Annotated in this window: 25 protein-coding genes and 1 riboswitch; of the genes, 12 read left to right on the top strand and 13 right to left on the bottom strand. The window is 65.3% G+C overall.

The features are described 5' to 3' along the window. Positions 1-9: 9 nt before the first annotated feature. From B6V75_RS01585 to B6V75_RS01545, 9 genes are all read right to left on the bottom strand, one after another. Positions 10-618 (bottom strand): d(CMP) kinase, encoded by a 609-nt coding sequence (locus tag B6V75_RS01585; protein WP_088718519.1) that lies wholly within the window; start codon positions 616-618, stop codon positions 10-12. Between the two features lie 48 nt (positions 619-666). Continuing rightward, on the bottom strand, positions 667-2,013 hold the full coding sequence (aroA, locus tag B6V75_RS01580; protein ID WP_088718518.1) for a 3-phosphoshikimate 1-carboxyvinyltransferase: 1,347 nt from the start codon (positions 2,011-2,013) through the stop codon (positions 667-669). Between the two features lie 59 nt (positions 2,014-2,072). Next, a complete protein-coding gene (locus B6V75_RS01575; RefSeq protein ID WP_075774958.1) occupies positions 2,073-2,819 on the bottom strand; it encodes a tRNA (guanine(46)-N(7))-methyltransferase TrmB in 747 nt (248 codons plus the stop codon). Positions 2,820-2,852: 33 nt separating this feature from the next. After that, positions 2,853-3,299 carry a DMT family transporter gene (locus tag B6V75_RS01570; protein ID WP_075774959.1) on the bottom strand — a complete coding sequence of 149 codons (447 nt, stop codon included), beginning with the start codon at positions 3,297-3,299 and terminating at the stop codon, positions 2,853-2,855. A 210-nt stretch (positions 3,300-3,509) separates the two neighbouring features. Next, positions 3,510-4,676 carry a methionine adenosyltransferase gene (gene metK / locus B6V75_RS01565; RefSeq protein WP_075774960.1) on the bottom strand — a complete coding sequence of 389 codons (1,167 nt, stop codon included), beginning with the start codon at positions 4,674-4,676 and terminating at the stop codon, positions 3,510-3,512. A 7-nt stretch (positions 4,677-4,683) separates the two neighbouring features. Then, positions 4,684-4,733: riboswitch (SAM-SAH riboswitch) on the bottom strand. A gap of 10 nt (positions 4,734-4,743) precedes the next feature. Further along, the gene (gene lnt / locus B6V75_RS01560; protein ID WP_088718517.1) at positions 4,744-6,309 is read right to left on the bottom strand and encodes an apolipoprotein N-acyltransferase; all 1,566 of its coding nucleotides are present in this window, start codon (positions 6,307-6,309) and stop codon (positions 4,744-4,746) included. An 18-nt stretch (positions 6,310-6,327) separates the two neighbouring features. Further along, entirely contained in the window at positions 6,328-7,068 is a 741-nt protein-coding gene (locus tag B6V75_RS01555) for a hemolysin family protein (protein WP_306461393.1), read from the bottom strand. Between the two features lie 188 nt (positions 7,069-7,256). Continuing rightward, positions 7,257-7,754, bottom strand: coding sequence for an rRNA maturation RNase YbeY (gene ybeY / locus B6V75_RS01550; protein WP_088718516.1), 498 nt, complete (start codon positions 7,752-7,754; stop codon positions 7,257-7,259). Next, on the bottom strand, positions 7,744-8,079 hold the full coding sequence (locus tag B6V75_RS01545) for a DUF6476 family protein (RefSeq protein WP_088718515.1): 336 nt from the start codon (positions 8,077-8,079) through the stop codon (positions 7,744-7,746). Before B6V75_RS01545 ends, ybeY begins: the two co-directional genes overlap by 11 nt. Here B6V75_RS01545 and B6V75_RS01540 point away from each other — a divergent pair. The 5 genes from B6V75_RS01540 to B6V75_RS01520 all read left to right on the top strand — a co-directional run bounded on the left by B6V75_RS01540 (position 8,078) and on the right by B6V75_RS01520 (position 13,707). Next, positions 8,078-9,130: an RluA family pseudouridine synthase gene (locus B6V75_RS01540; protein WP_088718514.1), complete on the top strand. Its 1,053-nt coding sequence runs from the start codon at positions 8,078-8,080 to the stop codon at positions 9,128-9,130. The genes B6V75_RS01545 and B6V75_RS01540 overlap by 2 nt on opposite strands. After that, entirely contained in the window at positions 9,127-10,569 is a 1,443-nt protein-coding gene (cls, locus tag B6V75_RS01535; RefSeq protein WP_088718513.1) for a cardiolipin synthase, read from the top strand. The genes B6V75_RS01540 and cls overlap by 4 nt, the downstream gene beginning before the upstream one ends. Before the next feature lie 178 nt (positions 10,570-10,747). Continuing rightward, complete coding sequence (gene rpoH, locus B6V75_RS01530; RefSeq protein ID WP_075774967.1) at positions 10,748-11,647, top strand: RNA polymerase sigma factor RpoH; 900 nt, start codon at positions 10,748-10,750, stop codon at positions 11,645-11,647. A 128-nt stretch (positions 11,648-11,775) separates the two neighbouring features. Then, a complete protein-coding gene (locus B6V75_RS01525) occupies positions 11,776-12,753 on the top strand; it encodes a Gfo/Idh/MocA family oxidoreductase (RefSeq protein WP_088718512.1) in 978 nt (325 codons plus the stop codon). Positions 12,754-12,801: 48 nt separating this feature from the next. Next, positions 12,802-13,707, top strand: coding sequence for a formate/nitrite transporter family protein (locus tag B6V75_RS01520; RefSeq protein WP_141104863.1), 906 nt, complete (start codon positions 12,802-12,804; stop codon positions 13,705-13,707). A gap of 51 nt (positions 13,708-13,758) precedes the next feature. Here the strand turns inward: B6V75_RS01520 and B6V75_RS01515 are convergent, their stop codons facing one another. Continuing rightward, positions 13,759-14,559 carry an SseB family protein gene (locus B6V75_RS01515; protein WP_075774969.1) on the bottom strand — a complete coding sequence of 267 codons (801 nt, stop codon included), beginning with the start codon at positions 14,557-14,559 and terminating at the stop codon, positions 13,759-13,761. Further along, entirely contained in the window at positions 14,556-15,137 is a 582-nt protein-coding gene (locus B6V75_RS01510) for a uracil-DNA glycosylase family protein (protein WP_088718511.1), read from the bottom strand. The genes B6V75_RS01515 and B6V75_RS01510 overlap by 4 nt, the downstream gene beginning before the upstream one ends. A gap of 155 nt (positions 15,138-15,292) precedes the next feature. Here B6V75_RS01510 and B6V75_RS01505 point away from each other — a divergent pair, with 155 nt between their 5' ends. The 3 genes from B6V75_RS01505 to kdsA are packed head-to-tail and all read left to right on the top strand — an operon-like array spanning position 15,293 to position 18,610. Then, entirely contained in the window at positions 15,293-15,946 is a 654-nt protein-coding gene (locus tag B6V75_RS01505; RefSeq protein ID WP_075774971.1) for an ATP-binding cassette domain-containing protein, read from the top strand. Beyond that, entirely contained in the window at positions 15,930-17,741 is a 1,812-nt protein-coding gene (locus B6V75_RS01500) for a capsule biosynthesis protein (protein WP_088718510.1), read from the top strand. The genes B6V75_RS01505 and B6V75_RS01500 overlap by 17 nt, the downstream gene beginning before the upstream one ends. Before the next feature lie 35 nt (positions 17,742-17,776). Then, positions 17,777-18,610: a 3-deoxy-8-phosphooctulonate synthase gene (gene kdsA / locus B6V75_RS01495; RefSeq protein ID WP_088718509.1), complete on the top strand. Its 834-nt coding sequence runs from the start codon at positions 17,777-17,779 to the stop codon at positions 18,608-18,610. 62 nt (positions 18,611-18,672) lie between these two features. Here kdsA and B6V75_RS01490 read toward each other — a convergent pair whose 3' ends face one another. After that, the gene (locus tag B6V75_RS01490; RefSeq protein WP_075774974.1) at positions 18,673-19,518 is read right to left on the bottom strand and encodes a fumarylacetoacetate hydrolase family protein; all 846 of its coding nucleotides are present in this window, start codon (positions 19,516-19,518) and stop codon (positions 18,673-18,675) included. A gap of 59 nt (positions 19,519-19,577) precedes the next feature. Continuing rightward, the gene (locus B6V75_RS01485; protein WP_240496886.1) at positions 19,578-19,907 is read right to left on the bottom strand and encodes a DUF202 domain-containing protein; all 330 of its coding nucleotides are present in this window, start codon (positions 19,905-19,907) and stop codon (positions 19,578-19,580) included. A gap of 633 nt (positions 19,908-20,540) precedes the next feature. On the opposite strand from B6V75_RS01485, the gene B6V75_RS01480 reads away from it, so the two are divergent. Genes B6V75_RS01480 through B6V75_RS01465 form a run of 4 tightly spaced genes read left to right on the top strand, consistent with a single transcriptional unit; the run spans position 20,541 to position 25,159 of the window. Continuing rightward, entirely contained in the window at positions 20,541-22,115 is a 1,575-nt protein-coding gene (locus tag B6V75_RS01480) for a cbb3-type cytochrome c oxidase subunit I (RefSeq protein ID WP_240496885.1), read from the top strand. Next, the gene (locus tag B6V75_RS01475) at positions 22,112-22,765 is read left to right on the top strand and encodes a cbb3-type cytochrome c oxidase subunit II (RefSeq protein ID WP_088718508.1); all 654 of its coding nucleotides are present in this window, start codon (positions 22,112-22,114) and stop codon (positions 22,763-22,765) included. Before B6V75_RS01480 ends, B6V75_RS01475 begins: the two co-directional genes overlap by 4 nt. A 16-nt stretch (positions 22,766-22,781) precedes the next feature. Beyond that, on the top strand, positions 22,782-24,062 hold the full coding sequence (locus tag B6V75_RS01470; RefSeq protein ID WP_168174421.1) for a c-type cytochrome: 1,281 nt from the start codon (positions 22,782-22,784) through the stop codon (positions 24,060-24,062). Continuing rightward, positions 24,059-25,159 (top strand): c-type cytochrome, encoded by a 1,101-nt coding sequence (locus B6V75_RS01465; RefSeq protein WP_088718506.1) that lies wholly within the window; start codon positions 24,059-24,061, stop codon positions 25,157-25,159. The genes B6V75_RS01470 and B6V75_RS01465 overlap by 4 nt, the downstream gene beginning before the upstream one ends. Positions 25,160-25,262: the final 103 nt, after the last annotated feature.

Genomic DNA, 25,262 nt, shown 5'->3' with positions numbered 1-25,262 from the left:
CCCTGCCCCCTAGTCCAGATCGCCCGCGCGGCGGGCCTCGATCTGATCGGCGGCGCGGGCGACCGCCTCTTCGATGCTGAGATCCGACGTGTCGATCACGAGCGCATCCACGGCCGGGCGCAGCGGACTGTCGGCGCGGCCCATGTCGCGGGCGTCGCGCTCGCGCACCTGTTCGAGCACGTCGGCCTCATCGCCGCCGAGCTCGAGCCAGCGCCGATGCGCGCGCACCTCCGGCGAGGCGGTGACGAACAGTTTCACCTCGGCCTGCGGGCAGATCACCGTGCCGATGTCGCGCCCGTCGAGCACCGCACCGCCCTCTCGCGCCGCGAAATCGCGCTGAAACGCCACCAGAGCCGCGCGCACCTCGGGGATCGCGGCGACGATCGAGGCCGCCTGCCCCGCTTCCATCGTGCGTAGATCGCCGCGCTCCAGATCCTCGGGGCGGAGCGCCTTGGCCGCGGCGATGGGCTCCAGCCCCTCGGTCTCGGATTTCATGCCGACCGCGCGATAGAGTGCACCGGTATCGAGATGCGCCAGCCCAAACCGCTCGGCCACGGCGCGGCTGATCGTGCCCTTGCCAGCCGCGGCGGGGCCATCGATGGCGACGGTAAAGCGCATGAACGGTCCTTTCTTCTCACAGCGACGCGGACAGCCGCCCTGCCCGGCTCAGCCTTCGCGGACGATCTCCGCACCCAGCTGCGCCATCAAATCTTCGAAGATCGGGAAGGAGGTTGCAATGGGCGAGCCGTCATCGACCGAGACCGGCTTCTGCGCAGCCATGCCCAGTACCATGAAGCTCATTGCGATCCGGTGGTCGAGATGGGTCACCGCGGTGCCGCCGCCCGGAACGCCTTCGGGGCCGCAGCCATGCACGATCAGCGTATCCTCGTCTTCCTCGATCTTGACGCCGTTGGCTTCCAGCCCGCGCGCCATCGCGTCGATCCGGTCGCTTTCCTTCACGCGCAGCTCATGCACGCCGGGCATGCGCGTCACGCCTTCGGCAAAGGCTGCGACGACCGAAAGAACGGGATATTCGTCGATCTGCGCCGAGGCGCGCTCGGCGGGCACGTCGATCCCGTGCAGCTTGGAATAGCGCACGCGCAGATCGGCCACCGGCTCGCCCCCTTCTTCGCGCTCGTTCTCGAAGGTCAGGTCCGCGCCCATCTCGCGCAACGTGATGAAGATCCCGTTGCGGGTCGGGTTCTGGCTGACGCCCGGCACCACAATCTCCGAGCCCGGCACGATCAGCGCAGCGCAGACCGGGAAGGCCGCCGAAGACGGATCGCGCGGCACGGCGACCTCCTGAGCCTTCAACTCAGGCTGGCCCTGCAACGTGATCACATGGCCCTGATCGGTCACTTTGGTGGTGATTTCGGCACCGAAGCCGCGCAGCATCCGCTCGGTATGATCGCGGGTCGGGGTCTTCTCGATCACGACGGTCTGACCCGGCGCGTTCAGCCCCGCCAGCAGCACCGCCGATTTCACCTGCGCAGAGGCCATCGGCGTCGCATAGCGCACGGGCGCCGGGCTCGGCGCGCCGAGTATGGTCATCGGCAGACGACCGCCATGACGCCCGAAAGCTTGCGCGCCGAACAGACGGATCGGGTCGGTGACGCGGCCCATCGGGCGTTTGCGCAAAGACCCGTCGCCGGTGAAGGTCGCCACGATCGGCGAGGTCGCCATCGCGCCCATGATCAGGCGCACGCCGGTGCCGGAATTGCCGCAATCGATGACATCTTCGGGCTCGGCAAAGCCGCCCACGCCCACGCCATGCACCGACCAGCTGCCGGGGCCGTGCTGCGTGACCTCGGCGCCGAAGGCGCGCATCGCCTTGGCCGTGTCGAGCACGTCTTCGCCTTCGAGCAGGCCGGTGATCTTCGTCTCGCCCACCGAGAGCGCGCCGAGGATCAGCGCGCGATGGCTGATCGACTTGTCGCCGGGAACCTCCGCCGTGCCCTTGAGGGGACCGCAGGCGTGCGAGGTCATTTTGATCGGTGTGCCGTGGCCGGACATGATGCCTCCCTAATTTCAACGCGCCCCTGTTAGCGCGATCTGGCGGGAGGCGGAAGGGCTCAGATCCGCCGATAGGTCAGGTAATGCGGCTTGCGGCCCTCACGCAGCGCTTTCTGTTCGTAGCGCGTCGAGAGCCAGTCCGCCCACGGTGTATCCCAATCGCCGGAAACCGGCTGCGGATCGTCGAAATCGAAGGCGGCGGGCACCTCGAACAGCGGCTCGAATCCGGCCTGCGGGACTTCTTCGACCGTCTGGCGGACATAGTCGGGGATGTCGGTCGCCACGCGGAATTCCGATCCCGGTTTCAGCGCGCGGTGCAGCGGTTCGAGATGCTCCTGCGTCACGAAGCGCCGACGATGGTGCTTCGATTTCGGCCACGGGTCTGGATAGAGGAGAAACGCCTTCGAGATCGAGCCCTCGGGCAGCACATCCATCAGGTCGCGCGCATCGCCGGGATGGACCGAGACATTCGGTATTTTCTCGCGCCGCAGCTTACCCAAGAGCATCGCCACGCCATTGACGAAAGGCTCGCAGCCGATGAATTCCACGTCCGGATAGGTCTGCGCCATGTGGGCGAGATGTTCGCCCCCGCCGAAGCCCACTTCAAGCCAGACCGGCTTGCCCTTGAACCGCGTCTCCATGTCGAGCGGCTCGCGGTCGGGGTTCTCCTCCCAACCGACGGGACCGGGCAGACGGCCCGGCAGGTCCTCGCGCAGATATTCCTTCTGCGCCTTGTTCAGCGTCTTGCCGTGGCGGCGACCATAGAAGTTGCGCCAGGGCTGTTCGGGGGTGTCATTCTCGCTCATGGGAGGGGCCTCTAGCGGCGTCTCTCGAAAGGTTCAAGCCTTCTGAATGAGGAACAGCCCCAAGCACATGAAGCCGATCCCCGCCCCGCGCATCAGAGTGATCGGCCGGACCAACGCGCCAAACAGTCCGAACTGGTCGATCGCGGCGGCGGCGATCATCTGGCCCAGCAGCACGAAGAACACCGCATTGCCGACCCCGAATTTCGGCGCGATGAAGGTGATCGAGATCACGTAGAAGGCAACGAGGAGCCCCGCGAGAAACAGATACCAAGGCTGCCCCGGCAGACGTGCGAGCGGCGCGGGACCGACGGTGAAGAGCATCACGATCACCGCACCCGACAGCGCCACGCAGAACAGGACGACCGCCGCGACCGCAGGCGATGCGATCCGCGCGCCAAGCTGGGCATTGAGCGCGGCCAGCACCGGAATCCCTATCCCGGCGGCAAGCATGATGGCGGCATAGCGCAGGGCGTCGGGCATGGTCTGTCTCCTGTTGTTTTGCGGCGGAGAGTGGCGCGGAAGGTCGGGAGGCGCAAGCTGGATCGCGAAGCGTTCGGTCTGTTCGTCTGCGCGCACGAACCGCTTGGGACGACAAGCCCCAAGGCCGCGCCCGACCCTCAGCACCATCCCTGCAAAAGCAAACGGGCAGAGGTTCCCCCTGCCCGTCGCAAATTCCTGAAAGCTCTCGCCTCAGACCGCCTTCTTCAGCGCCTCGACCAGATCGGTCTTCTCCCAGGAGAAGCCGCCATCGGCCTCCGGGGCGCGACCGAAATGGCCATAGGCCGCGGTGCGCTCGTAGATCGGCTTGCAAAGATCGAGCGTCTCGCGGATGCCTTTCGGCGTCAGGTCCATCACCTGCGCCACGGCTTTCTCGATCACCTCGTCGGGCACTTCGCCGGTGCCGAACGTGTCGACATAGATCGACAGCGGTTTCGCCACGCCGATCGCGTAGGACACCTGGATCACGCATTTGCGCGCCATGCCTGCCGCAACCACGTTCTTCGCCAGATAGCGCGCCGCATAGGCCGCCGAACGGTCCACCTTGGTCGGGTCCTTGCCCGAGAACGCGCCGCCGCCATGCGGGGCCGAGCCGCCATAGGTGTCCACGATGATCTTGCGCCCGGTGAGGCCCGCATCGCCATCCGGCCCACCGATCACGAAAGTCCCGGTCGGGTTCACCCACCATTCGGTCTCGTCGGTGATCCAGCCTTCGGGCAGGGTCTCGCGGATATAGGGTTCGACGATGGCGCGGATATCATCCGAGGTCTGATGCTCGTGGGCGTGCTGGGTCGAAAGCACGATCTGGCTCACGCCGACGGGGCGGCCATTCTCGTAGCGCACCGAGAGCTGCGATTTCGCATCGGGGCGCAGTTCGGGCTCGGCGCCGGATTTGCGCGCTTCGGCCAGACGGCGCAGGATCGCGTGCGAATAATGGATCGGCGCGGGCATCAGTTCGGGGGTCTCGTCGGCGGCGAAGCCGAACATGATCCCCTGATCGCCGGCCCCGTCCTTGTCGACGCCCTGAGAGATATGGGCAGATTGCGGGTGCAGGAAGTTCGCGACTTTCAGCGTCGCCCAGTGGAACTCGTCCTGCTCGTAGCCGATATCCTTGACGCAATCGCGCACGATCTTGTCGATGCCTTCGAGATATTCGGCGAGCTTGGTTTTATCGGCCAGACCGACCTCGCCACCGACCACGACCTGATTGGTCGTCGCGAATGTTTCGCAGGCGACCCGCGCGTTGGGCTCTGCAGCCAGGAAAGTATCGAGAACGGCATCCGAAATCCGGTCACAGACCTTATCGGGATGCCCCTCCGAAACGGATTCGGAGGTGAAGACGTAATTCGCGCGTGCCATGAAAGGGTGCTCCGTTGTTGATATCCCCACCCCGTCAGGAAGCCGTTGGGGTGGTTCGGCTTTCTAGCTAGGAGCGCCTGCCGGTCGGGTCAATCGAAATACGCGTAAAGAGTGAAAGAAGCGCCAAAGCTGCAACAATCAGCGCGATGAACGGTGCGTCACCCAGCTTCGAATAGAGCGTCGGCGGCAGGCTTGGCGGCAGCGCCACGTCGAGCTTGCCCATCCGGTCGAGTCCGAGGCTCGCCGTGATCCGCCCCTTGGCGTCGATCATCGCAGTCACCCCGGTATTGGCGTCGCGCGCAAGCGGCAGGCCCTGTTCGATCGCGCGGAGCCGCGCCTGCGCGAAATGCTGATAGGGCCCGCTGAGCGTGCCGAACCACGCGTCATTCGTGACCTGCAAGATCCAGTCGGGCCGCTGCGGGAAGCCGCGCAGGTCCTGCGGGAAGATCGCCTCGTAGCAAATGAGCGGCGCGACATGGCCGAGCTTGCCCAGATCGAGCAGCTTCTCCCCCGGCCCGGACGAATAGCCATTGCCGACCTGCGCCGCGAAGGCGGTGATCCCGATTTTCGCCAGCGCATCGCCGAAGGGCATGTATTCGCCGAACGGCACGAGATGGGATTTGTCGTAAAGCGCCTCGATCCGGTCATCGGGGGTGATGACGGCGAGCGAATTGAAATAGCGGCTGCCTTCACTGCGCTGCACCCCCATCGCGAGCGGGATGCCACCCGCCGCCTCGGTCGACATCTCGAGCCCACCCTGCGGATGGTCGAGCAGGAACGGCACCGCCGTCTCGGGCCAGACGATCAGGTCGGGCTTGGGCTGACCGGGCGCGGGATCGGCCTTCGTCAGGTCCAGCAGGCGCTGGAAGAATTTCATCCGGTATTGCGGCAGCCATTTCAGGTTCTGCGGCGCATTGGGCTGTACCAGACGCAGGGTGATCGGCTCGGGCCTCGGCGCCACCGGCGCGTTGAGCCGCGCCACCCCGCCGAGCCAAAGCCCGACCAGCACGACCAGCGCCGCGCCCACGATCCCGAGGGCGGCAGGCATCCGCATCCCGCGCGTCATCGCGGGTGCGCTCGCGATCAGCAAGGTGATCAGGCTCAGCCCCAGCGGCCCGACAAAGGCCGCCGCCTGCGCGACGGGCGAGCCGATCCAGATATGGCCGACCAGCACCCACGGAAACCCGGTGAAGACGTAGGAGCGCAGCGCATCCGAAGCCGCCATGCCAAGCGCGATCCCGAGCGCACGCGAGCGCGGCCCCTGCCCCGCATAGGCCCCGAGCCCGTATCCGATCGCCCAGAATGCGCCCATCCCTGCGGCCATCAGGACCAGCGCGAAAGGCGCCATCCAGCCATAGACATCGGCCTCGACCATGAAAGGCTCGACGATCCAGAACATCGCGGCCAGCGCATAGCCGAAGCCGGTGGCGAACCCGATCCAGATCGTGGAGGCGCGCCAGCGTTCGGCGGAGGCGAACCAGACTGAGGCCGCCAGCGCGGGCAGCGCGATCCACCACAGACCGAGCGGCGCCTGCCCGGCGGCGAACAGAACACCGAAAAGCGCTGCCAGAGCCAAGCTCTGCCAGCGCGGGCGCAACGGTGCGCGAAAGCCCTCTCGGATGGTCGCGATCATGGGCGCGTCATAGCCCGCTCACTCGGCGGGCGCCACTCCCGGCAGACGTACGCGCAGACGTTTGATCCGGCGCGGATCGGCATCGACCACCTCGTATTCGACGCCGTTCTCGGTCACCACGACCTCGCCGCGCGCGGGCACCCGGCCAAGCTGCATGAAAACCAGACCGCCCATCGAATCGATCTCGTCATCGGCCTCCTCGTCGGAGAGCCGCATCCCGATCTGCGCTTCGAACTCGTTGACCGGCGCGCGGGCCTGCACGACCCATTGGCCGGGCTTTTCCTCGCGCCAATAAGCGTCGTCGGCCTCGTCATGCTCGTCCTCGATCTCGCCGATCACCTGTTCGATCAGGTCTTCGAGCGTGAGCAGACCGTCGACCCCGCCATATTCGTCGATCACCAGCGCCATATGGGTGCGCTGCACCTGCATCTTCTGCAAGAGCACGCCGATCGGCATCGACGGCGGCACGTAAAGGAGCGGACGGATCAGCTTGCGCAGCGAGAACCGGCCATTGCCCGATCCGAAGCCGTATTCCAGCGCCAGGTCTTTCAGGTGGACGAGGCCCAGAGGCGTATCCAGCGTTTCCTTGAAGACCGGCAGGCGCGAATAGCCGTGCTGGCGGAACTTCTCCACCAGCTCGTCGCGGGTGATGGAGACCGGAACGGCCTCGATCTCGACTTTGGGAATGGCGACATCGCCCACCCGCATCTTGCGCAGGTTCCCCAGCCCCAGCGGCGCTGGCGCGGGTTTGGGCGGCATTTCTACCTGTGGGGCCTCTTCTTCCATTGGGCGTTGCCCGAAAAAGCGGCTGAGCAACCCGCGCGAAGCGGGCTCCGAAGACTGACCGGGTTCTGCGTTTTCCGAACTACCGGTATTGGCGGAGGTAACTCCGTCGGCGACCTGTCCCATTGTTCCTTTCCGAAAGATGACGCGGAATGCGCCTAGTCTTACACATATGGGTTACGAATTCCTACGCTTTCAAGAAGCCGGATTTCGATTTGTTCCATAACTTGCGCATCTTCGTCGCGAATATGGTCATAGCCCAACAGGTGCAGCACCGCATGGATGAGCAGATGCAGCGTGTGATCTTCGACGGATTTGCCTTGCTCTTCGGCCTCCCGGGCGCAGGTTTCATAGGCGATCGCGAGGTCGCCGAGCTCGATCTCACCGAAGACATCGGGCGCGGGCGGTTCGGGATGCGCGCCGGGCTCTTCCGCGCCGCGTTCTTCGGCGGGCCAGCTGAGCACATTGGTGGGCTTCGCCTTGTCGCGATATTCGCCGTTCAGCTCGGCGATGCGCGCATCGTCGCAGGCGAGCACCGAGAGGCGGCAGAGCTCCGTCTCGATTCCGCGATCCTCCAGCACCAGTGACGCGGCGCGGGTCATCAGGTCTTCGAGCCCGACCGTCTCCCAGCGGGGGTCTTCGATCTCGAGGTCAATTTCCATCGGAATTCCCGCCCTCCGTGCCAAGCGTCAGATCGCCCACCTTCTGCCCGGCCTTGTCATAAACCAACACCTGCCCCCCATCGGTCACCACCACAGTATAGTTGCGCGCGAAGGTCACGGCCTCGGCCTGTGCGCCCTCGGGCAGCGTGATCGCGGCGGGCAGTTGCGGCAGCGGATCGGGTTGCTGCAAGCGGATGACAAGCAGCGCCACGATCGCTACAAGCCCGACGATCATCACCGCCGCAAGCGTGGTCACCAGTATCTTGAGAAAGCGAAGATCGGGTGGCAGCGTGGTGGCAGGCTCTTCGTCAGGCAGGTCGGACATGAACAAGGAAATCCTCAGCATCGAGATCGGACCCGGCATGGGCCCCCGCCTTGATAAGGCCTTGGCGGCGGCTGTGCCAGAGGAAGCGGCGCTCTCGCGCTCGCGTCTGGCGAAACTGATCGCGGAGGGCTCGGTCAGCCGCGAGGGCGTGGCCGTGACCGATCAGAAAACCAAGGTCGCCGAGGGCGAGGTCTATCAGATCGCGCTGGAGCCTCCGAAAGAGGTCGAGACCGTCGCGCAGGACATTCCGCTGGAAGTGCTGTGGGAGGATGACGACCTGATCGTCGTGAACAAACCCGCGGGCATGGTCACGCACCCCGCGCCGGGCACGCCCGAAGGCACGCTGGTCAACGCGCTGCTGCACCATTTCGGCGGGAATCTCTCGGGGATCGGCGGCGACGCGCGCCCCGGCATCGTGCACCGCATCGACAAGGACACATCGGGCCTGCTCGTCGTCGCGAAATCGGACCGGGCGCATCACGGGCTCGCCGCGCAATTCGAGGCGCATACGGTTCATCGCCATTACCGCGCGCTTTGCCACGGCGTCCCGCAGGCTTCCGATCCGCGGCTGCGCGGACTGAACGGCGTCAGCTTCGAGCAAGGCGGCGTGCTGAAGATCGTCACGCAACTCGCCCGCCACAAGACCGACCGGCAGAAACAGGCGGTGGTGGCCCATGGCGGGCGGCATGCCGTCACCCGGGCCCGCACGATCGAGGATTTCAACGGAACGGCGGCGCTGATCGATTGCTGGCTCGAGACCGGGCGCACCCATCAGATCCGCGTCCATATGGCCTATGCGGGGCACGGGCTGATCGGCGATCAGACCTATGGCGGCAAGCGCAAGATCTCGGAAAAAGCGGTGGGCGCGGCTGCGGCAGAGGCCGTCCGCGCCTTCCCGCGTCAGGCGCTCCACGCGGCGACGCTTGGCTTCGTTCATCCCGTCACCGGAGAGGAACTGTCCTTCGAGGCGCCCCTGCCCGACGACATGACCGACCTGATCGACGCGCTGCGCGCCGCCTCCATGCCCCCTGCAGGCGGCACCGCCCCGTGAACGTCTGGTGGGCGGAGCTTCTGACGCTGCTGTTTCACTTCGGCAGTCAGGCGCTCGCGCTGCTGCGCGTGTTCACCCGTCCCGACAAGCCGCCCGCGGTGCGCGCAAGCTGGACGGTGCTTATCCTGTCGGTGCCGTTCCTCGGCGTCATCCTCTACATCCTGATCGGGGAGACGCGACTCAACCAGCGCGTCGCGCGCAAGCTGCAGGCGACGGTCGCCGCCCTGCCCGCCCCCGATCCGGTCGAGCCCGCAGACCTCGAGGCCATCTCCCCGGCCTATCGCGCGGCCTTCGCCCGGGCCGCCGCGATCAACGGCTACGCGCCGAGTAGCGGCGATGCCATCGCCTTCCTGCCCGACCCTGCCGATCAGCTCGAACCGCTGATCGCCGATATCGACGCCGCCACCCGAAGCGTGCACCTCATCACCTATATCTGGCTGACAGACCTGACCGGCATCGCGATGGCCGAGGCGCTGACCCGCGCGGCCGAACGCGGGGTGACCGTGCGCGTCCTCGTCGACGGGCTGGGCGCGCGCGGCTTCATCAAGTCGCGCCATTGGAAGGCGATGAAGAAGGCCGGAGTGAAGACCGCGATCGCCTTTTCCTTCCGCTGGCCGCTGTTCAAGCTCGCGACGATGCGGATCGACCTGCGCAACCACCGCAAGCTCGCCGTGATCGACGGGCATGTGGCCTATACCGGTTCGCGCAACATCGCCGACCCGGAGTTCCGCATCAAGGCGCGCTTCGCGCCGTGGAAGGATGTCATGCTGCGGATCGAGGGGCCGCTCGCCGCCCAGCACCAGCACATCTTCGCGACCGACTGGGTGACGCATAGCCGGGAGGAAATCTCGGACCTCGTGATCCCCACTCCCGCCGCGCCGACCGCGCGGCCCGGAACGGCGGTCGCCTTCGCCACGGGGCCGATGCTGGACACGCGCGGGGTGCCGGATGTGTTCCTTGCGGTGATCGGGGCCGCGCGCGAGACGCTGACCCTCTCCACCCCCTATTTCGTGCCGGGCGAGGAAATCGCCTCCGCCCTGCGCGCCGCCAAGCGCCGGGGGGTGCGAGTGCAGGTGATCGTGCCGAGACGCAACGACTCGCGCTTCGTCGCCCATGCCGCGCGCAGCTTCTACCCGGTGCTGGCCGAGGCGGGCGTCGAGATCTGGGAGCACGGGCCGGGCCTGCTGCACGCCAAGACCCTGCTGGCCGATGGCCGCGTCGCGATCCTCGGCTCGGCCAATCTCGACCGACGCAGCTTCGAGCTGAATTACGAGAATTGCGTGCTGATCGAGGACCACGAACTCGGTCTCGAACTGGGCGAACGCCAGCGCCACTGGATCGCGCAGGCCCGCCGCGTCGGACCGGAGCGGATCGCGGAATGGCCCCTGCACTGGAAAATCATCAACAACCTGATGTCGGTGCTCGCGCCGATCTTGTGAAGCGTCAGATGTTTTTTTACACATCCGCGACGGAAATCCCGTTACGATACGTTGATCTTTCTATGCGACTGCGTCAGGGCGGCTTTCGGTGAACCAATCCGCACTGCCTTGCGTTTCTTGAAAGAACGGGGGGCGATCCCCATATTGAGCAGCCGCCAAAAGGGAGACATGGGAGACGATGACGAGCTACACGAACCTTCCGGCCCCGAGTCCTGAGCAGGGGCTGAACCGCTACCTTCAGGAGATCCGGAAGTTCCCGCTTCTGGAGCCGGAACAGGAATATATGCTGGCCAAGAGCTGGGCCGACCACCAGGACACCGATGCCGCGCACCAGTTGGTGACGTCGCACCTGCGTCTCGCCGCGAAGATCGCGATGGGCTATCGCGGTTACGGGCTGCCGCAGGCCGAGGTGATCTCGGAGGCGAATGTCGGTCTGATGCAGGCCGTGAAGCGCTTCGATCCCGAGAAGGGCTTCCGCCTTGCGACCTACGCTATGTGGTGGATTCGCGCCGCGATCCAGGAATACATCCTGCGCTCGTGGAGCCTCGTGAAGCTGGGCACCACCTCCGCGCAGAAGAAGCTGTTCTTCAACCTGCGCAAGGCGAAGTCCAAGATCGGCGCCTATGAAGACGGCGATATGCGCCCCGAGAACGTCAAACAGATCGCGTCCGATCTGAACGTGACCGAGGAAGAAGTGATCTCGATGAACCGGCGGATGTCGGGCTCGGACGCCTCGCTGAACGCACAGATCGGCGCGGGTGACGAAGGCGGGGCCGCGCAGTGGCAGGACTGGCTCGAAGACGAGGATGCCGATCAGGCCGAGGCCTATGCCGAGACCGAGGAGATGGAAGCCCGCCGCGAGATGCTGATGGACGCGATGGACGTTCTCAACGACCGCGAGAAGGACATCCTGATGCAGCGCCGCCTGCGCGACGATCCCGTCACGCTGGAGGAACTCTCGGGCGTCTATGACGTCTCGCGCGAGCGTATCCGCCAGATCGAGGTGCGCGCCTTCGAGAAGCTGCAGAAGCGCATGACCGAACTGGCACGGGAAAAAGGCATGAACGTGCCCGCGTAACCCGCGAACAGTAACGAGTGCGAAAGTATGTCGCCGCTCCCTTCCCGGGGGCGGCGATTTTCTTTGCGCCGCGCCGCATAAGCATTACCTTCGCCCCGGATACGAGCACGAAAAGAGGGAGAGAGACGATGCAGGTGTTGAACTGGGGAATCCTCGGCGCCGCGAAATTTGCGCGCGAACATATGGGCCGGGCGATCCATGCGGCTGAGGGCGCGCGGCTGGCGGCGCTCGCGACGTCGAGCCCCGAAAAAGCCGATCCGTTCAAGGCCTTCGCGCCCGATCTCAAGGTTCATGACAGCTATGATGCGCTGCTCGCCGACCCCGAGATCGACGTGGTCTATATCCCGCTGCCCAACACGCTCCATGTCGAGTGGACGAAGAAGGCGCTGGCGGCAGGCAAGCATGTGCTGACGGAAAAGCCCATTGCGATGAAGGCCGAGGAGATCGACGGGCTGATAGACGCGCGCGACGCCGCCGGCAAGTTCGCGACCGAGGCCTACATGATCGTGCATCACCCGCAATGGCGGCAGGTGCGCGACTGGCTCGATGCCGGTGCAATCGGAGAGCTGCGGCACGCCGATGTGGCCTTCACCTTCAACAACCCCGACCCCACCAATATCCGCAACAAGCCGGAGATGGGCGGCGGCTCGGTTCCCGATATCGGCGTCTATGCCTATTCCTGCGTGCGCTTCGCAGCCCGGGCCGAACCGGGCGATCTGCGCGCCGTCATCCATCGCGAGAACGATGTCGACACGTTCACGCAGGTCACGGGCGAGATGGTCGGCGACAAGGGCCGCTTCACCTATGGCGCGCTGACCTCGACCCGGCTGCATCCGCGCCAGGAAGCGGTCTTCCAGGGCTCCGAAGGTTTGATCCGCCTCACCTGCCCGTTCAACGCGAATGTTTTCGATCAGGCGGAGGTCACGCTGATCCGCAAGGGCAAGCCGGACGAGGTGGTCCGCTACCCGGGCGTGAATCAATATGTGATCCAGGTGGAGGCCTTCGTGCGTCATGTCACCGAGGGCGCGCCCTATGCGTGGACACTTGAAGATGCGCGCGGCACACAGGCGATGATCGACAAAGTGTTCGCCAGCGAACAGGGATAGCGCAGGCTCGCACAGGGAACAAAGCACGCGTGACGGGGTTCAGGACGAATGAAATCAGACAGTTCCCAAAGTGACGCGCAGGGCGGGTCCGACAACGGCAGCGGAAAAGCCCAGAACAACGCCGTGCGCGAACGGCACGAGGAGCGCTCGGTGAAGCAAGCCTCGCGCCTCTCCGCGCGGTTGATCTACGCCGTGATCCGGCATGACGGCGACGAAGAGCTGAACCGCCCGCTCACCTCTCTCGTGTGGTCGGGGCTCGCGGCGGGCATCCTGATCAGCCTCTCGGTCATCGCGCAGGCGAGCTTGCATGCGCGTCTGCCCGACGAAAGCTGGCGGATTCTGGTCGAGTCCCTCGGCTATTCGGCCGGGTTCATGGTGGTGATCTTCGGGCGGATGCAGCTGTTCACCGAGAACACGATCACCACCGTCCTGCCGGTGGTGGCCGAACGGTCGCTGACATGCCTGCTGAAAATGCTGCGGCTCTGGGCGATCGTGCTTGCGTCGAACATTCTTGGCTGCGCGATCGCCTCGGGGTTCCTGAGCATTCCCCATGTCATCCCCAACGAGATGACCGACAGCCTGCTGGCCGTGGCGCGCCACGCGACCGACGGCGACATGGGACAGAACTTCTACCGCGCGATGCCGGCGGGCATCATCATCGCCGCCGTGGTGTGGATCATGCCCGCGGCGCAGGGCAGTTCGTTCCTCGTGATCCTCGCGATGACATGGCTGCTCGCGGCTTCGGGCTCGGCGCACGTCGTCGCGGGCTCGGTCGAGGCGGGGCTGCTTGTCTGGAGCGGCCATATGAGCCTGACCGAGGCGATCAGCCGGTTTTTCTTCCCGGTTCTCGCAGGCAATGTCGCGGGCGGCACGGCGGTCTTCACGCTGCTGACATGGGGTCAGGTGAAGAACGAGGTGATCGGCGAGCACGACGAGGCAAACGGCGAGTCCTGAGCCGCCCCGACCGAGTTTTTCAAACCATATGCGAAAACCGCCGGGCGCGCCTCAGCGCAGCTTCGGCGGCTTGCTCGGATCCATGCCGGGGGCGGAACCGGGCCGCAGTTCCTGCACCTCTTCCTCGACCGGCTCGGGGACATGCAGCACGAGCCCCTTGTCCAGCAGAAGCTGCGCGGCCTTGTCCTCGGGCTCGAGGAAGGTCACGTCCAACTCGCCCGCATCCAGCCCCGAGAAGGTCAGCGCCTCGCCCATTGCCTTGGCGATACCCGCGCGGAAATGCTCATGCGCGCCGATCACCGCGAGCACATGGCCCCGGTGGCCGTCCTCGTAGGTGACGCCGCCCAGCACGGCAGCCTGCGCGATCCCGGCAAGCTGGTCCAGCTTGGCCTCGAAGGCGGGCAGCAGCAGCGCGATCACTGCGGGCGACAGGCCCGGAGCGGTGAATTCCACCGGACGGCCCTGCGCCTCCAACGGCGTATGCGCGAGCGTCTCGGTCAGCCAGTCCAGCGCCTCGGGCGGCAACAGCATCGCCGAGTCCGCAACACCGAGATTGACGCCCAGCCCGATATTCTCGCCCACCAGATGCTGCGCGATCACCCGCCCCGGCAGCGCCGCGTAGGGCTGCGGCCCGTCCGCGAATTCGCCGAGACGGTCTTCGGTATCGAAGACGAGAACGAACTCGCCCTCTTCGGTGGAGAACACCTGCGGCTTGATGTTTTCGTCCTCGGGCTCTTCTTCGAGCAGCAGGAACAACTCGGCATCGGCGAGACGGTCGAACACGGCGAGACGCTTGGCCTCGTTCTCCGGCTCGGCTTCCATCGCGGCATGGGCGCGGTCATAGGGGGTCATGTCAGCTCCTTCACCCGGGCGCGCAGGACAGGCAGCAGGTCGGCCTCGAACCACGGGTTTTTCTTCAGCCATCCCGTATTGCGCCAAGACGGATGAGGCAAGGGGAAGAGGCGCGGCGCGTGGTCCCGCCAGCCCAGCACGGCCTGCGTCACGTTGCGTGTGCCCAGATGCCAGCGCTGCGCGGCGCCGCCCACAAGAAGCGTCAGATCGACCGGGCCGATTTCCTCCATCACCCGGTCGCGCCACGTCTGGGCGCAGATTGCGGGCGGCGGCAGGTCGGACCCCTTCGTGTCATAGCCCGGAAAGCAGAACGCCATCGGCGCGATCGCGATGCGCGAGACGTCGTAGAAGGTCTCGCGATCGACGCCCATCCAGTCGCGCAGCCGGTCGCCCGAGCGATCGTTGAACGGCACGCCGGTCTCGTGCACCCGGATCCCTGGCGCCTGCCCCACGATCAGCACGCGTGCGCCGGCGGCGAACCACGCGACGGGACGCGGCGAATGCCCGGTCGCGGTCGCGCGGAACCGCGCCGCGCAAAGGCGGCAGTCGCGGATCTCGTCTTGCACGGGGCGGGTCATCGTTTCTCCTCTAGTGTCAATGTGTTCGTCATTGCATAACCCTCCCACAACTGAACATAATGCTGCCCAAATCCAAGGTTAGGCGGGTTCTCACACTGCTGCCCCCGTGATTTAGTGGCGAGGCGCGCACAGATGGAGACCCGGGCCAAAAAGTAATGATCGTATTCGAGAACGTCTCCAAATCCTTCTGGACCGGCAAGCAGCGCAAGGTGATCCTCGAACGCGCCAGCTTCCGCGTGGAGCTGGGCCAGAGCCTCGGCATTCTCGCGCCCAACGGCACCGGCAAGACCACGATCATCAACATGATGGCAGGGCTGGAAAAGCCCGACGAGGGCGAGATTCGCCGCACCAGCCGGGTCTCGTTCCCGCTGGGCTTCATGGGCGGCGTCGTCTCGAAACATTCGGCGCGCGAAAACGCCCGCTTCATCGCGCGGCTCTACGGGCTCGATCCCGATTATGTCGAGGCCTTCTCGCGCTGGCTGACCGGGATCGCGGAATATTTCGACCAGCCCGTGGGCACCTACAGTTCGGGGATGCGCGCGCGGTTCACCTTTTCCCTCCTGCTCGCGCTGGAATTCGACATATACCTGATCGACGAGGGGATGCCCTCGACCACCGATGTGGAGTTCAACCGCAAGGCCGGCTCGATCCTGCGCGACCGGCTGCGCAATTCCACCGTGGTCGTGGTCTCGCACCAACCCTCCACGATCGAGAAATTCTGCAATCGTGCGGCGGTGCTGCGCGACGGGCAACTTTACCAGTTCGACACTCTTGAAGAAGCGAAGCGGTTGTATGACTACCAGTCCTAAGGCCCCGAAATTCCGTATCCGCCGAGATGGGCCGGTGATCACGGGGAGCGACGGCTCGCTGCAGCTGGGGGCGATGCCGCTGAAATCGAGCGCCGGGACGACGGGAGAGCCGACCACGCCGCGCGCCTCCAACGCCTCTGCGGCCTCCGCCGCGCAAGCCGCACCCTCTTCCGACACGCCGGAACCGCAACGGCAACGGCAACGGCAACGGCGGCACAGAGACAGCGATCCCTCCAGCATGTTCGAGCCGCAGGATGACGGGTTCGGCGATCAGAAATTCCCGACGGCGGAGCGCAACGGCGCCGAGGTGATCGATGCGGGCCAGCGCACCCCCGAGGAAGAAATCGACGCGATCCGCGCCGAGGGGCTGACCGGCCGCCAGTTGCGCCTCGCCCGCCGGATGGCGCAGAAACACGGCGTGCAGGCCAGTTCCGATTTCGAGGCCGTGCTGCTCCTGCGCCGCCGCGGGATCGATCCGTTCGACCGCTCGAATATCGTGGCGATGGTGAAACCCGGCGAGGCGGAAGCGACTTCGCGGGCGCTGGCGCGGACCGACGGGCCGGGCGCGGATACCCGCGTGAACCTGCCGCAGACGATCAAGAAAGGTCAGCTCCCCTCGACCGAGGTGATGACCGAGGATCGTCGCGCCGCCGAGATCCTGCGCATCCAGCGCGACATCGCCAAACGGCGCCGCCGCAAGCTGATGCTGCTGGGTGCGCGGCTGGGCTTCTTCGTCGTGCTACCGACGCTGATGGCCGCCTATTACTATTTCGCGATGGCCACGCCGATGTATGCGACGAAATCGGCCTTCGTGATCCAGAAGGCCGAAGGGCTGGGCAATTCCGGGCTGGGGTCGCTCTTCTCGGGCACGCAGCTCGCCACCAATCAGGACTCGGTGACAGTGCAATCCTATCTGCAGTCGCGCGATGCCATGAAACGGCTCGACCGCGATCAGGGTTTCAAGAAAATCTTCGAGGATCCGAGCATCGACCCGCTTCAGCGCCTGCCGAAGGATGCCACCGACGAGCAGGCCTACCGGCTTTACTCGAAAATGGTCGAGATCGGCTACGACCCTTCCGAGGGCATCGTTAAGATGGAGGTCATCGCCCCTGATCCGCAGAAATCGCAGCAATTCTCCGAGTCACTGATCTCCTATGCCGAACAGCAGGTGGACCAGCTGACATCACGGTTGCGCGACGACCAGATGAAGGGCGCGCGCGAAAGCTATCAGGATGCTGAGGCGAAGGTTTTCGCCGCGCAATCCAAGGTGCAGCAGCTTCAGGAGAAGGTCGGCGTCCTCGATCCCGTCAGCGAGAACTCGGTGGTGATGGGCCAGGTCGCCAATCTGGAAAACCAGTTGCAGCAGAAACGGCTCGAGCTGGGCCAACTGCTCGACAATGCGCGTCCCAACCAGGCGCGGGTTTCGGGTGTGCAGGGCGACATCAGGCGAATTCAGGCGCTTCTCGAAAAGACGCGTGGCCAACTCACGGCGGGGCGCCAGGCCACCGGGGGCGAGTCGCTCGCCGCCGTCACCGGCCAGTTGCAGATCGCCCAAGGCGAATTGCAGACCCGCCAGATGCTGCTCTCTGCCGCTGCGCAACAGATGGAAACCGCCCGGATCGAGGCCAACAAGCAGGTACGCTATCTGGAGATGGGCGTACGCCCCGTCGCCCCGGACGAGCCCACCTATCCGCGCGCTTTCGAGAACACGCTGTTGGCTTTCCTGATCTTCTCGGGCATCTATCTGATGCTGTCGCTCACAGCGTCGGTCCTGCGCGAGCAGGTCTCGAGCTGAGCTAGAGCGGTCCGTCACAGGCTGCGGAGAGAGAAATGAAAGACGTGAAAATCGGCGGGCTGACCGTCTCGAACGATCGCCCGCTGACGGTGATCGCGGGTCCGTGCCAGCTCGAAAGCCGCGACCATGCGATGATGATCGCGAAGGAAATGGCCCGCGCCTGCGACCAGGCGGGCGCGCAGTTCATCTTCAAGGCGAGCTACGACAAGGCCAACCGCACCAGCCTAAAAGGCAAGCGCGGCCTCGGCATCGACGCGGGACTGAAGATCCTCGAAGAGGTGCGCGCAGAGATCGGCTGCCCGGTGCTGACCGACATCCACGACGCGGAACAGGCCCGGATTGCAGGCGCCGTCGTCGACGTGATCCAGATCCCGGCCTTCCTGTGCCGCCAGACCGATCTGTTGCTGGCCGCGGGCGAGACCGGCTGCGTCGTGAACATCAAGAAGGGCCAGTTCCTCGCGCCGTGGGACATGCCCAACGTGGCCGAGAAGGTCGCCTCCACCGGCAACGAGAAGATCCTGCTGACAGAGCGCGGCACCTCCTTCGGCTACAACACGCTGGTCGCCGATATGCGCGGCCTGCCCGAGATGGCGAAGACCGGCTACCCGGTGATCATGGACGCGACCCATTCGGTGCAGCAGCCCGGCGGTCAGGGCGGCTCCTCTGGCGGTCAGCGCGAATTCGCGCCGGTGATGGCGCGCGCGGCGGTGTCGCTGGGCATTGCGGGGGTATTCATCGAAACCCATGAGGCGCCCGATAGCGCGCCCTCGGACGGGCCGAACATGATTCCGCTCAACCAGATGCCGAAGCTGGTGCAGACGCTGATGGAGTTCGACCGGATCGCCAAGGACGACCCGATCCGGCTGTAATCGCGTATGAGAAAGGGCGCGCGAGTGTTCCGCGCGCCCTGCCCTGTTCGCAAAGACCTGCCTCAGGCGTCGGCCACGACCTCGGCGCGCTGCTGGCCCAGTCCTTCGATCTCCAACTCCACTACATCGCCCGGACGCAGGAAGCGCGGGGTCTCCATCCCCATCGCGACGCCCGGAGGGGTCCCGGTCGAGATCACGTCGCCCGGATGCAGCGTCATGAATTGCGAGAGGTAACTGACCAGCTTCTTCACGCCGAAGACCATCGTCTCGGTCGAGCCGTTCTGCATCACTTCGCCGTTCACGCTCAGCTTCATCGCCAGCTTCTGCGGATCGGCCACCGCGTCGCGCGTCACCAGATACGGTCCGAGCGGGCCGAAGCTGTCGCAGCTCTTGCCCTTGGTCCACTGGCCCGAGCGGTCCTTCTGGTAGCTGCGCTCGGACACGTCGTTGGCGAGCACGTAGCCCGCGACGTAATCCATCGCATCCTCTTCCGAGACGTATTTCGCAGGTTTGCCGATGACGATGCCCAGCTCGACTTCCCAGTCGGTCTGCTCGGCGCCGCGCGGAATCACGATCGGATCGTTCGGGCCCTGGATCGCGGAAGTGGCCTTCATGAAGATCAGCGGCTCCGGCGGCACCGTCGCGCCCGATTCCGCAGCGTGGTCGGCATAGTTCAGCCCGATGCAGATCATCTTCCCGATGCCCGCGATCGGCGCGCCCAGACGCGTGCCTTCGGGCACGGCGGGCAGCTCGGACACGTCCAGCGAGCCGATCGCCGCCAACCCGTCATCCGAGAGCACCGCACCCCCGATATCGGCGACCTGGCCCGACAGGTCGCGGATCACACCCTGACCGTCCATCAGCCCCGGTTTTTCGGCTCCGATAAGCCCGTGACGCAGAAGTTTCATGTAATGTCCTCCATAATTTGGCGGCATCAAGCCTGTGCGGCGACGAAGATGCAAGAGTGTCAGGTGACATGCAGGATGAAAATCCCGAGCAGAACCAGAAGCGCGATCACCAGCGCAAACAGCACCAGCTCGGGCCAGTTGGTTCCTTGGCTGTCCGGGGCCTTGCCGCTTTCGATCGCGGCGCGCAGCATCCGCATGCGCACGAAGGCGAGGATCACCACGACCCCGCCGCTCAGCACCATCGCCAGATCGGACCATTGCGGAAGATCCGTCCGGGTCAACTTCGCCGCGGTGAGCCCGACCCCGACGATCGCGACGGCCGTGCGGAGCCACGCGAGGAAGGTCCGCTCGTTGGCGGCGTGATCCTTGAAGTTCTCGTTCACGGCCACTCTCGAGCCTGCCTTTCCATCGCATCTCGCGCGATCCGCTGCGACACGCCACGCAAGGCGGCGCGCACCGCGCGCTCCTGTATCGGAATCGCATCTGCGGCCCGATCGGTTCCCCTATCCCCGGAAGCGGTCTGCCGCCCTGCCCCTTGGGGAACCCCGCCCCGCTTTCAACTCATCTCACGGCAATCGTGAGCCGCGGATCACGAGATCGTTGCCCCGATCAGCGCTGCGGGAGCGCCTCGCGAGCGTCCCGCCAGCGGATTTCCGCCCGAAAAACAAGGCCCGGCTGGCGCGTGCGCTTTCCGCGGAGGAAGGCTCTCCGAGCGGCTCGTTCAACCAAGATCATCATCGCGTGAGGAGAGGTGGTCGCGCCCCCGTGACTGCATCATTCTGGGCGCTCGCGAACATCCGGCGCCCGCGCCACATGGTCGTGATCGTCCCTCGGCGGGCGTCGGTGCGCCCGACATCTGCATACATCTGAATGTTTGGAACAGATCACTCCGCCATGCATTGTTCGTGAAAACGACGTGAACAAGAACCGACCGACCGGGCTAAAGGGAGAATGGAACAGTGACGAGCATCCACGCGTCGCACCGGCTCGGCCCGGGTCAAACCTGACACCGGAGCCAGCCAATGCAAATCACCGAAACGCTCGGCCTGCTGCTCGCCCTCAGCTTCGTCATCTCGCTACTGGCGTTGACGATCCTGATCTGGGCGATCGCGAACAAGCAGGTCCACACGCCAGACGCCGACGATGCGCGGACCATCTTCGAGCCCGGCGAGGGCGCGGATACCGACGTGCCGAACGACCCTCACCACTTCAACGCGGCGCGCGCCGGTATCGACGCGAGTTCCTCCAGAGTCGTGATGTGGCTCATCGCGGCGGCGGTGTTCTGGCTGATCTACGGCTCGCTGCACGGGCTGGCCGCCTCGCTGGAACTGCACCTGCCCGATCTGATGTCGGGAACTGCGCAGATGACCTTCGGGCGGATGCGCACGGTGCACCTGAACTCGGTCGCCTATGGTTGGGCGAGCCAGGGCGGCCTCGCCGCCGTCTGCTGGATCCTCCCGCGTATCTTCCGCACCGAACTGCGCATGACGGGCCTTCTGAAGACCGGGGTCGTGCTTTGGAATATCGGCCTCGCCGCAGGCGTGTTCGCCATCGCGAACGGCTGGACCGACGGGCTCGAATGGCTCGAGATCCCGTGGCAGATCGACATCGCCCTCGCAGCCGGCGCGGCCTGTTTCGTGGCCCCGCTGATCGCGACCGCGAAGCACCGCAACGTCCATCACATCTACGTCTCCGGCTGGTATTTCCTCGCCGCGGTGCTCTGGTTCCCGGTGCTGTTCGTCATCGCCAACATTCCCGGCGTCCATCACGGGGTCGAGCAGGCCACGATGAACTGGTGGTACGCCCATAACGTGCTGGGCCTCTGGTTGACGCCGCTGGGCGTGGGCGCAGCCTATTACTTCATCCCGAAGATCATCGGCAAACCGGTCTATTCCTACGCGCTCTCGCTGGTTGGCTTCTGGGCGCTGGCGCTGTTCTACAGCCAAGTCGGCATCCACCACCTGATCGGCGGCCCGGTCCCGACCTGGCTGGTGACGCTCTCGGTCGTCCATTCGGTGATGATGTTCGTTCCCGTGATCGCGGTGGCGATCAACCAGCACGTCACGGTGGCGGCCAATCTCTGGGCGCTCAAGGAGTCGATCCCGCTGCGCTTCATCTCCTTCGGGGCGGTGATGTACACGCTGGCCTCGTTCCAGGGCTCGATCGAGGCGCTGCGCTCGGTCAACACGATCACCCACTTCACCCATTACACGGTGGCGCACGCGCATCTGGGCGCCTATGCCTTCGTGTCGCTGGTGCTGATGGGCGTGATCTATCAGGTCGTGCCGCGCGCGACCGGGAAATACTGGCCCTTCCCGCGGATGATCGCATGGCATTTCTGGCTGAACGTGATCGGCTTCGCGATCTACTTCTTCTCGCTGACAATCGGCGGCGTGCTGCAGGGCCTTGCCCAGCTCGATGCGACGAAGCCCTTCGCCGACAGCGTGACCCTGCTCAAGCCCTATCTTGAAGGCCGTTCGCTCGGCGGCGGGCTGATGACGCTGGGCCATGTGCTGCTGGCGATCAACCTCATTGCGCTCGGCTTTTCCAAGAAGACCCGTGAGACCGAAACCGACAACATGGTGGCTGCAGAATGAACCGCTATCTTCCTCTCGCAATCACGGCGCTGGCGATCCTCGCGCTCGCGACCCTGTTCCTGGTGATCGCGCCGGGCATGCAGATCAGCGCACAGGGACCGACGACGGGGCTCAAGCCTTACACCGAGGCCGAGGCGGGCGGCCGTGAGGTCTATGTCTCGCTGGGCTGCCTCTACTGCCACTCGCAGCAGCCGCGTTCGCTGGCCCAGGCCCCCGATGCCGAACGCGGCTGGGGCCGGGCCTCGGTCGCGGGCGACTACGCCTATGACGCCCCTCACCAGCTGGGCACGATGCGCACCGGGCCGGACCTGATGGATATCGGCGACCGCATGCCCTCGCAGGCATGGCAACTGACCCATCTCTATCAGCCCCGCGCGATCTCCAGCTGGTCGATCATGCCCGCCTATCCCTACCTCTTCACGCATAAGGACAAAGCCGGGCCTGACGATGTGGTGGTCAAGCTGCCCGCGAAATACGCGCCAAAATCCGGTGTGATCGTGGCCAAGCAGGATGCGCTCGACCTCGTGAAGTATCTGCAAGGCATGACACGCCAATACGCTCCGCCGAAGGACGGTCTGCGCGACAACGGCTACGCGCTGATCGCCGAGAAGCAACGCGAAGCGACCGATGCCACCAAGGCCTCGAACTGAGACGACGGAGACAAGAATGACCGACAAGAAACCCGATCCCCGGCGTCCCGACGAGACTTTCGAGCCGTTCGAGGCAACCCGCCGCATCCCGTGGCCCGTCTATTCGATCGCGATCGCGCTCGCGATCTGGGGGGTGATCATGCTGGTCCAGACCAGCACGGCCGTTCAGGTCGCGGACAAGGCGCAAACCGAAGCGGCCAAGCAGGAGCCCACGAAACTCGCGCAGGCCGCCGCGCCCGATCTCGACGCGGGCAAGACGCTGTTCGCGGACAATTGCGCGACCTGCCATGGCGATGCCGGTGAAGGCGTCACCGGCGCCTTCCCCCCGCTGCACGGCTCTGACATCGTGAAGCTGGGCGGCGCAAAGGCGGTGACCCAGATCGTGATGCGCGGCATCGGTGGCAAGCTCAACGTCAATGGCGAGAGCTACGAGGGCGAGATGCCCGCCTTCGGCTCTGTTCTCAGCGACACCGAAATCTCCGAAGTCGCATCCTATGTTGCCACCGAGCTCAATGACGACGCCAAGACCATCAGCGCCCCGGAGGTCGCCGATATCCGCAAGGTGGCGGGCGACATGGACCCGCTCGATGGCGGCGCCGGCCTCGCAGGGCTGATCAACAACCTGCCCGCGCAGCCGGAATCCGCAGCTGCCGAGAAAGGTCCCGGGTCCGAGCGCGTCGCGCAGCTCGTCAGTCAGGGCTCGGGCACGGTCTGGGCCTGCGCAAGCTGTCACGGCGACAAGGGCGAAGGCACCGAGACCGTGCCGCGGCTGGCGGGCCTTCCGGCGCCCTATCTGGCCAAGCAGTTGCACGACTTCCAGAAAGGCACCCGGCCCAACGACTCGATGGCCTATGTGGCCAAGGGTCTGAGCGATCAGGAAATCGTCGAACTGGCGAACTACTACGCCACGATGACCAGCCCCTCGGGCGCGAAGCCTTCTCTGGAAGGCGATCTCAAGCGCGGCGCGCAGCTTGCCAAGGAAGGCGACTGGTCGATCGGCGTTCCGGCTTGCTTCACCTGTCACGGGCCCTCGGGCGTCGGCGTCGCGCCGAATTTTCCCGGGATCGCCGCGCAGCAGCCGGCCTATGTCGCGCATCAACTCGCGATGTGGGCAGGCGGCGCGCGCCATAACTCGCCGCTCGGCCTGATGGCGGGGATCGGCAAGGCGCTGAACGATGCGGATCGGCGCGCGGTGGCCGATTACCTCGCCTCGCTCGCCCCGATGCCGGCGATGGACAAAACCGAACTGGCCGCGATGGAAAGCAACATCCCGGTGCGTGAAGGAGTGGATCAATGAGTAACAAGCACCCGTCCGACATCCCTCCGCGCGGAGAGACCGACCCCTCCCGCGGCAAGACGGCCCTGCGCGCGATCCTCGCGGTAGGCGGTGGCCTCGCACTGGTCGTGCTGGGCTCGCTGCTGGTAAATTTCGGCCTCGCACCCAGCTGGTTGACCGGCGCCACGCGTGACCAGAGCGAAGCCGAGGCCGCCGCGCAGCAAAGCGGTGGCGACACTCAGCAGGCGAAGCTTTTCACCCCGCCTGCGGAGAGCACCATTCCCGACGACGATTTCGGCAAGTCGGTCCGCCGAGGCATGGCGATTTTCAACGATACCGGCACCAACGCGCATGACTTCGTCGGAAACGACCTGTCCTGCTCGAACTGCCACCTCGACGCGGGCCGTCAGGCCTTCTCCGCGCCGATGTGGGCCGCCTACCCGGTCTATCCGAAATATCGCGGCAAGAACAAAATGGTGAACACCATGGAGGACCGCATCAAGGGCTGCTTCACCTATTCGATGAACGCGCAAGGTTCGCCCTCGGGGGGACCGCCGCCCTATGGCTCGGATGTCTATCGCGATCTGCAGGCCTATTTCTTCTGGATGTCCAAGGGTCTGCCCACGGGCGAGAAACCGGAAGGCGCAGGCTTCGGCAAGATCGACAAGCCAGCGAAAGAGCCCTCGCGCCAGCGCGGCGAAGCGGTCTTCGCCCAGAACTGCGCGGTTTGCCACGGCGCCGACGGTCAGGGTCAGAAGGACATCAACGGCAAGGTCGTCTTCCCGCCGCTCTGGGGGCCGAACAGCTTCAACTGGGGCGCGGGCATGCACAAGATCAACGCCGCCGCCGCCTTCATCAAGCATAACATGCCGCTGTCGGAGCCGAACAAACTGACCGTGCAGGAAGCCTGGGACGTGGCCGCCTTCGTCGACAGCCATCCGCGCCCGAACGACCCGCGGCAGATCGGCGACGTGACGGTGAAGGACGCCGTCGACAAATGGCACCACAACCATCAGGGCTTCTACGGCAAAGAGGTCGACGGCAAGCTGATGGGTCCGGGATATCCCTCCAGCGATCAGGCCTCGGCGCCTGCGCAAAACGAAAGTTCGGGAGGCTAAGCCTTTCCATTAGACCTCCTAGAACGGGCCGGCGCAGCAATGCGCCGGTCTTTTCCTTTTGAGCCCTTCCCGCGGCGGCCCGCGCTTGCCTTTGGCGATCTGC

The sequence above is a fragment of the Thioclava sp. F1Mire-8 genome (assembly GCF_002213165.1).
GTDB classification, from domain to species: domain Bacteria; phylum Pseudomonadota; class Alphaproteobacteria; order Rhodobacterales; family Rhodobacteraceae; genus Thioclava; species Thioclava nitratireducens.
Note: the sequence above shows the minus strand (reverse complement) of the source record. Positions and strands in the feature narration are given on the sequence as shown.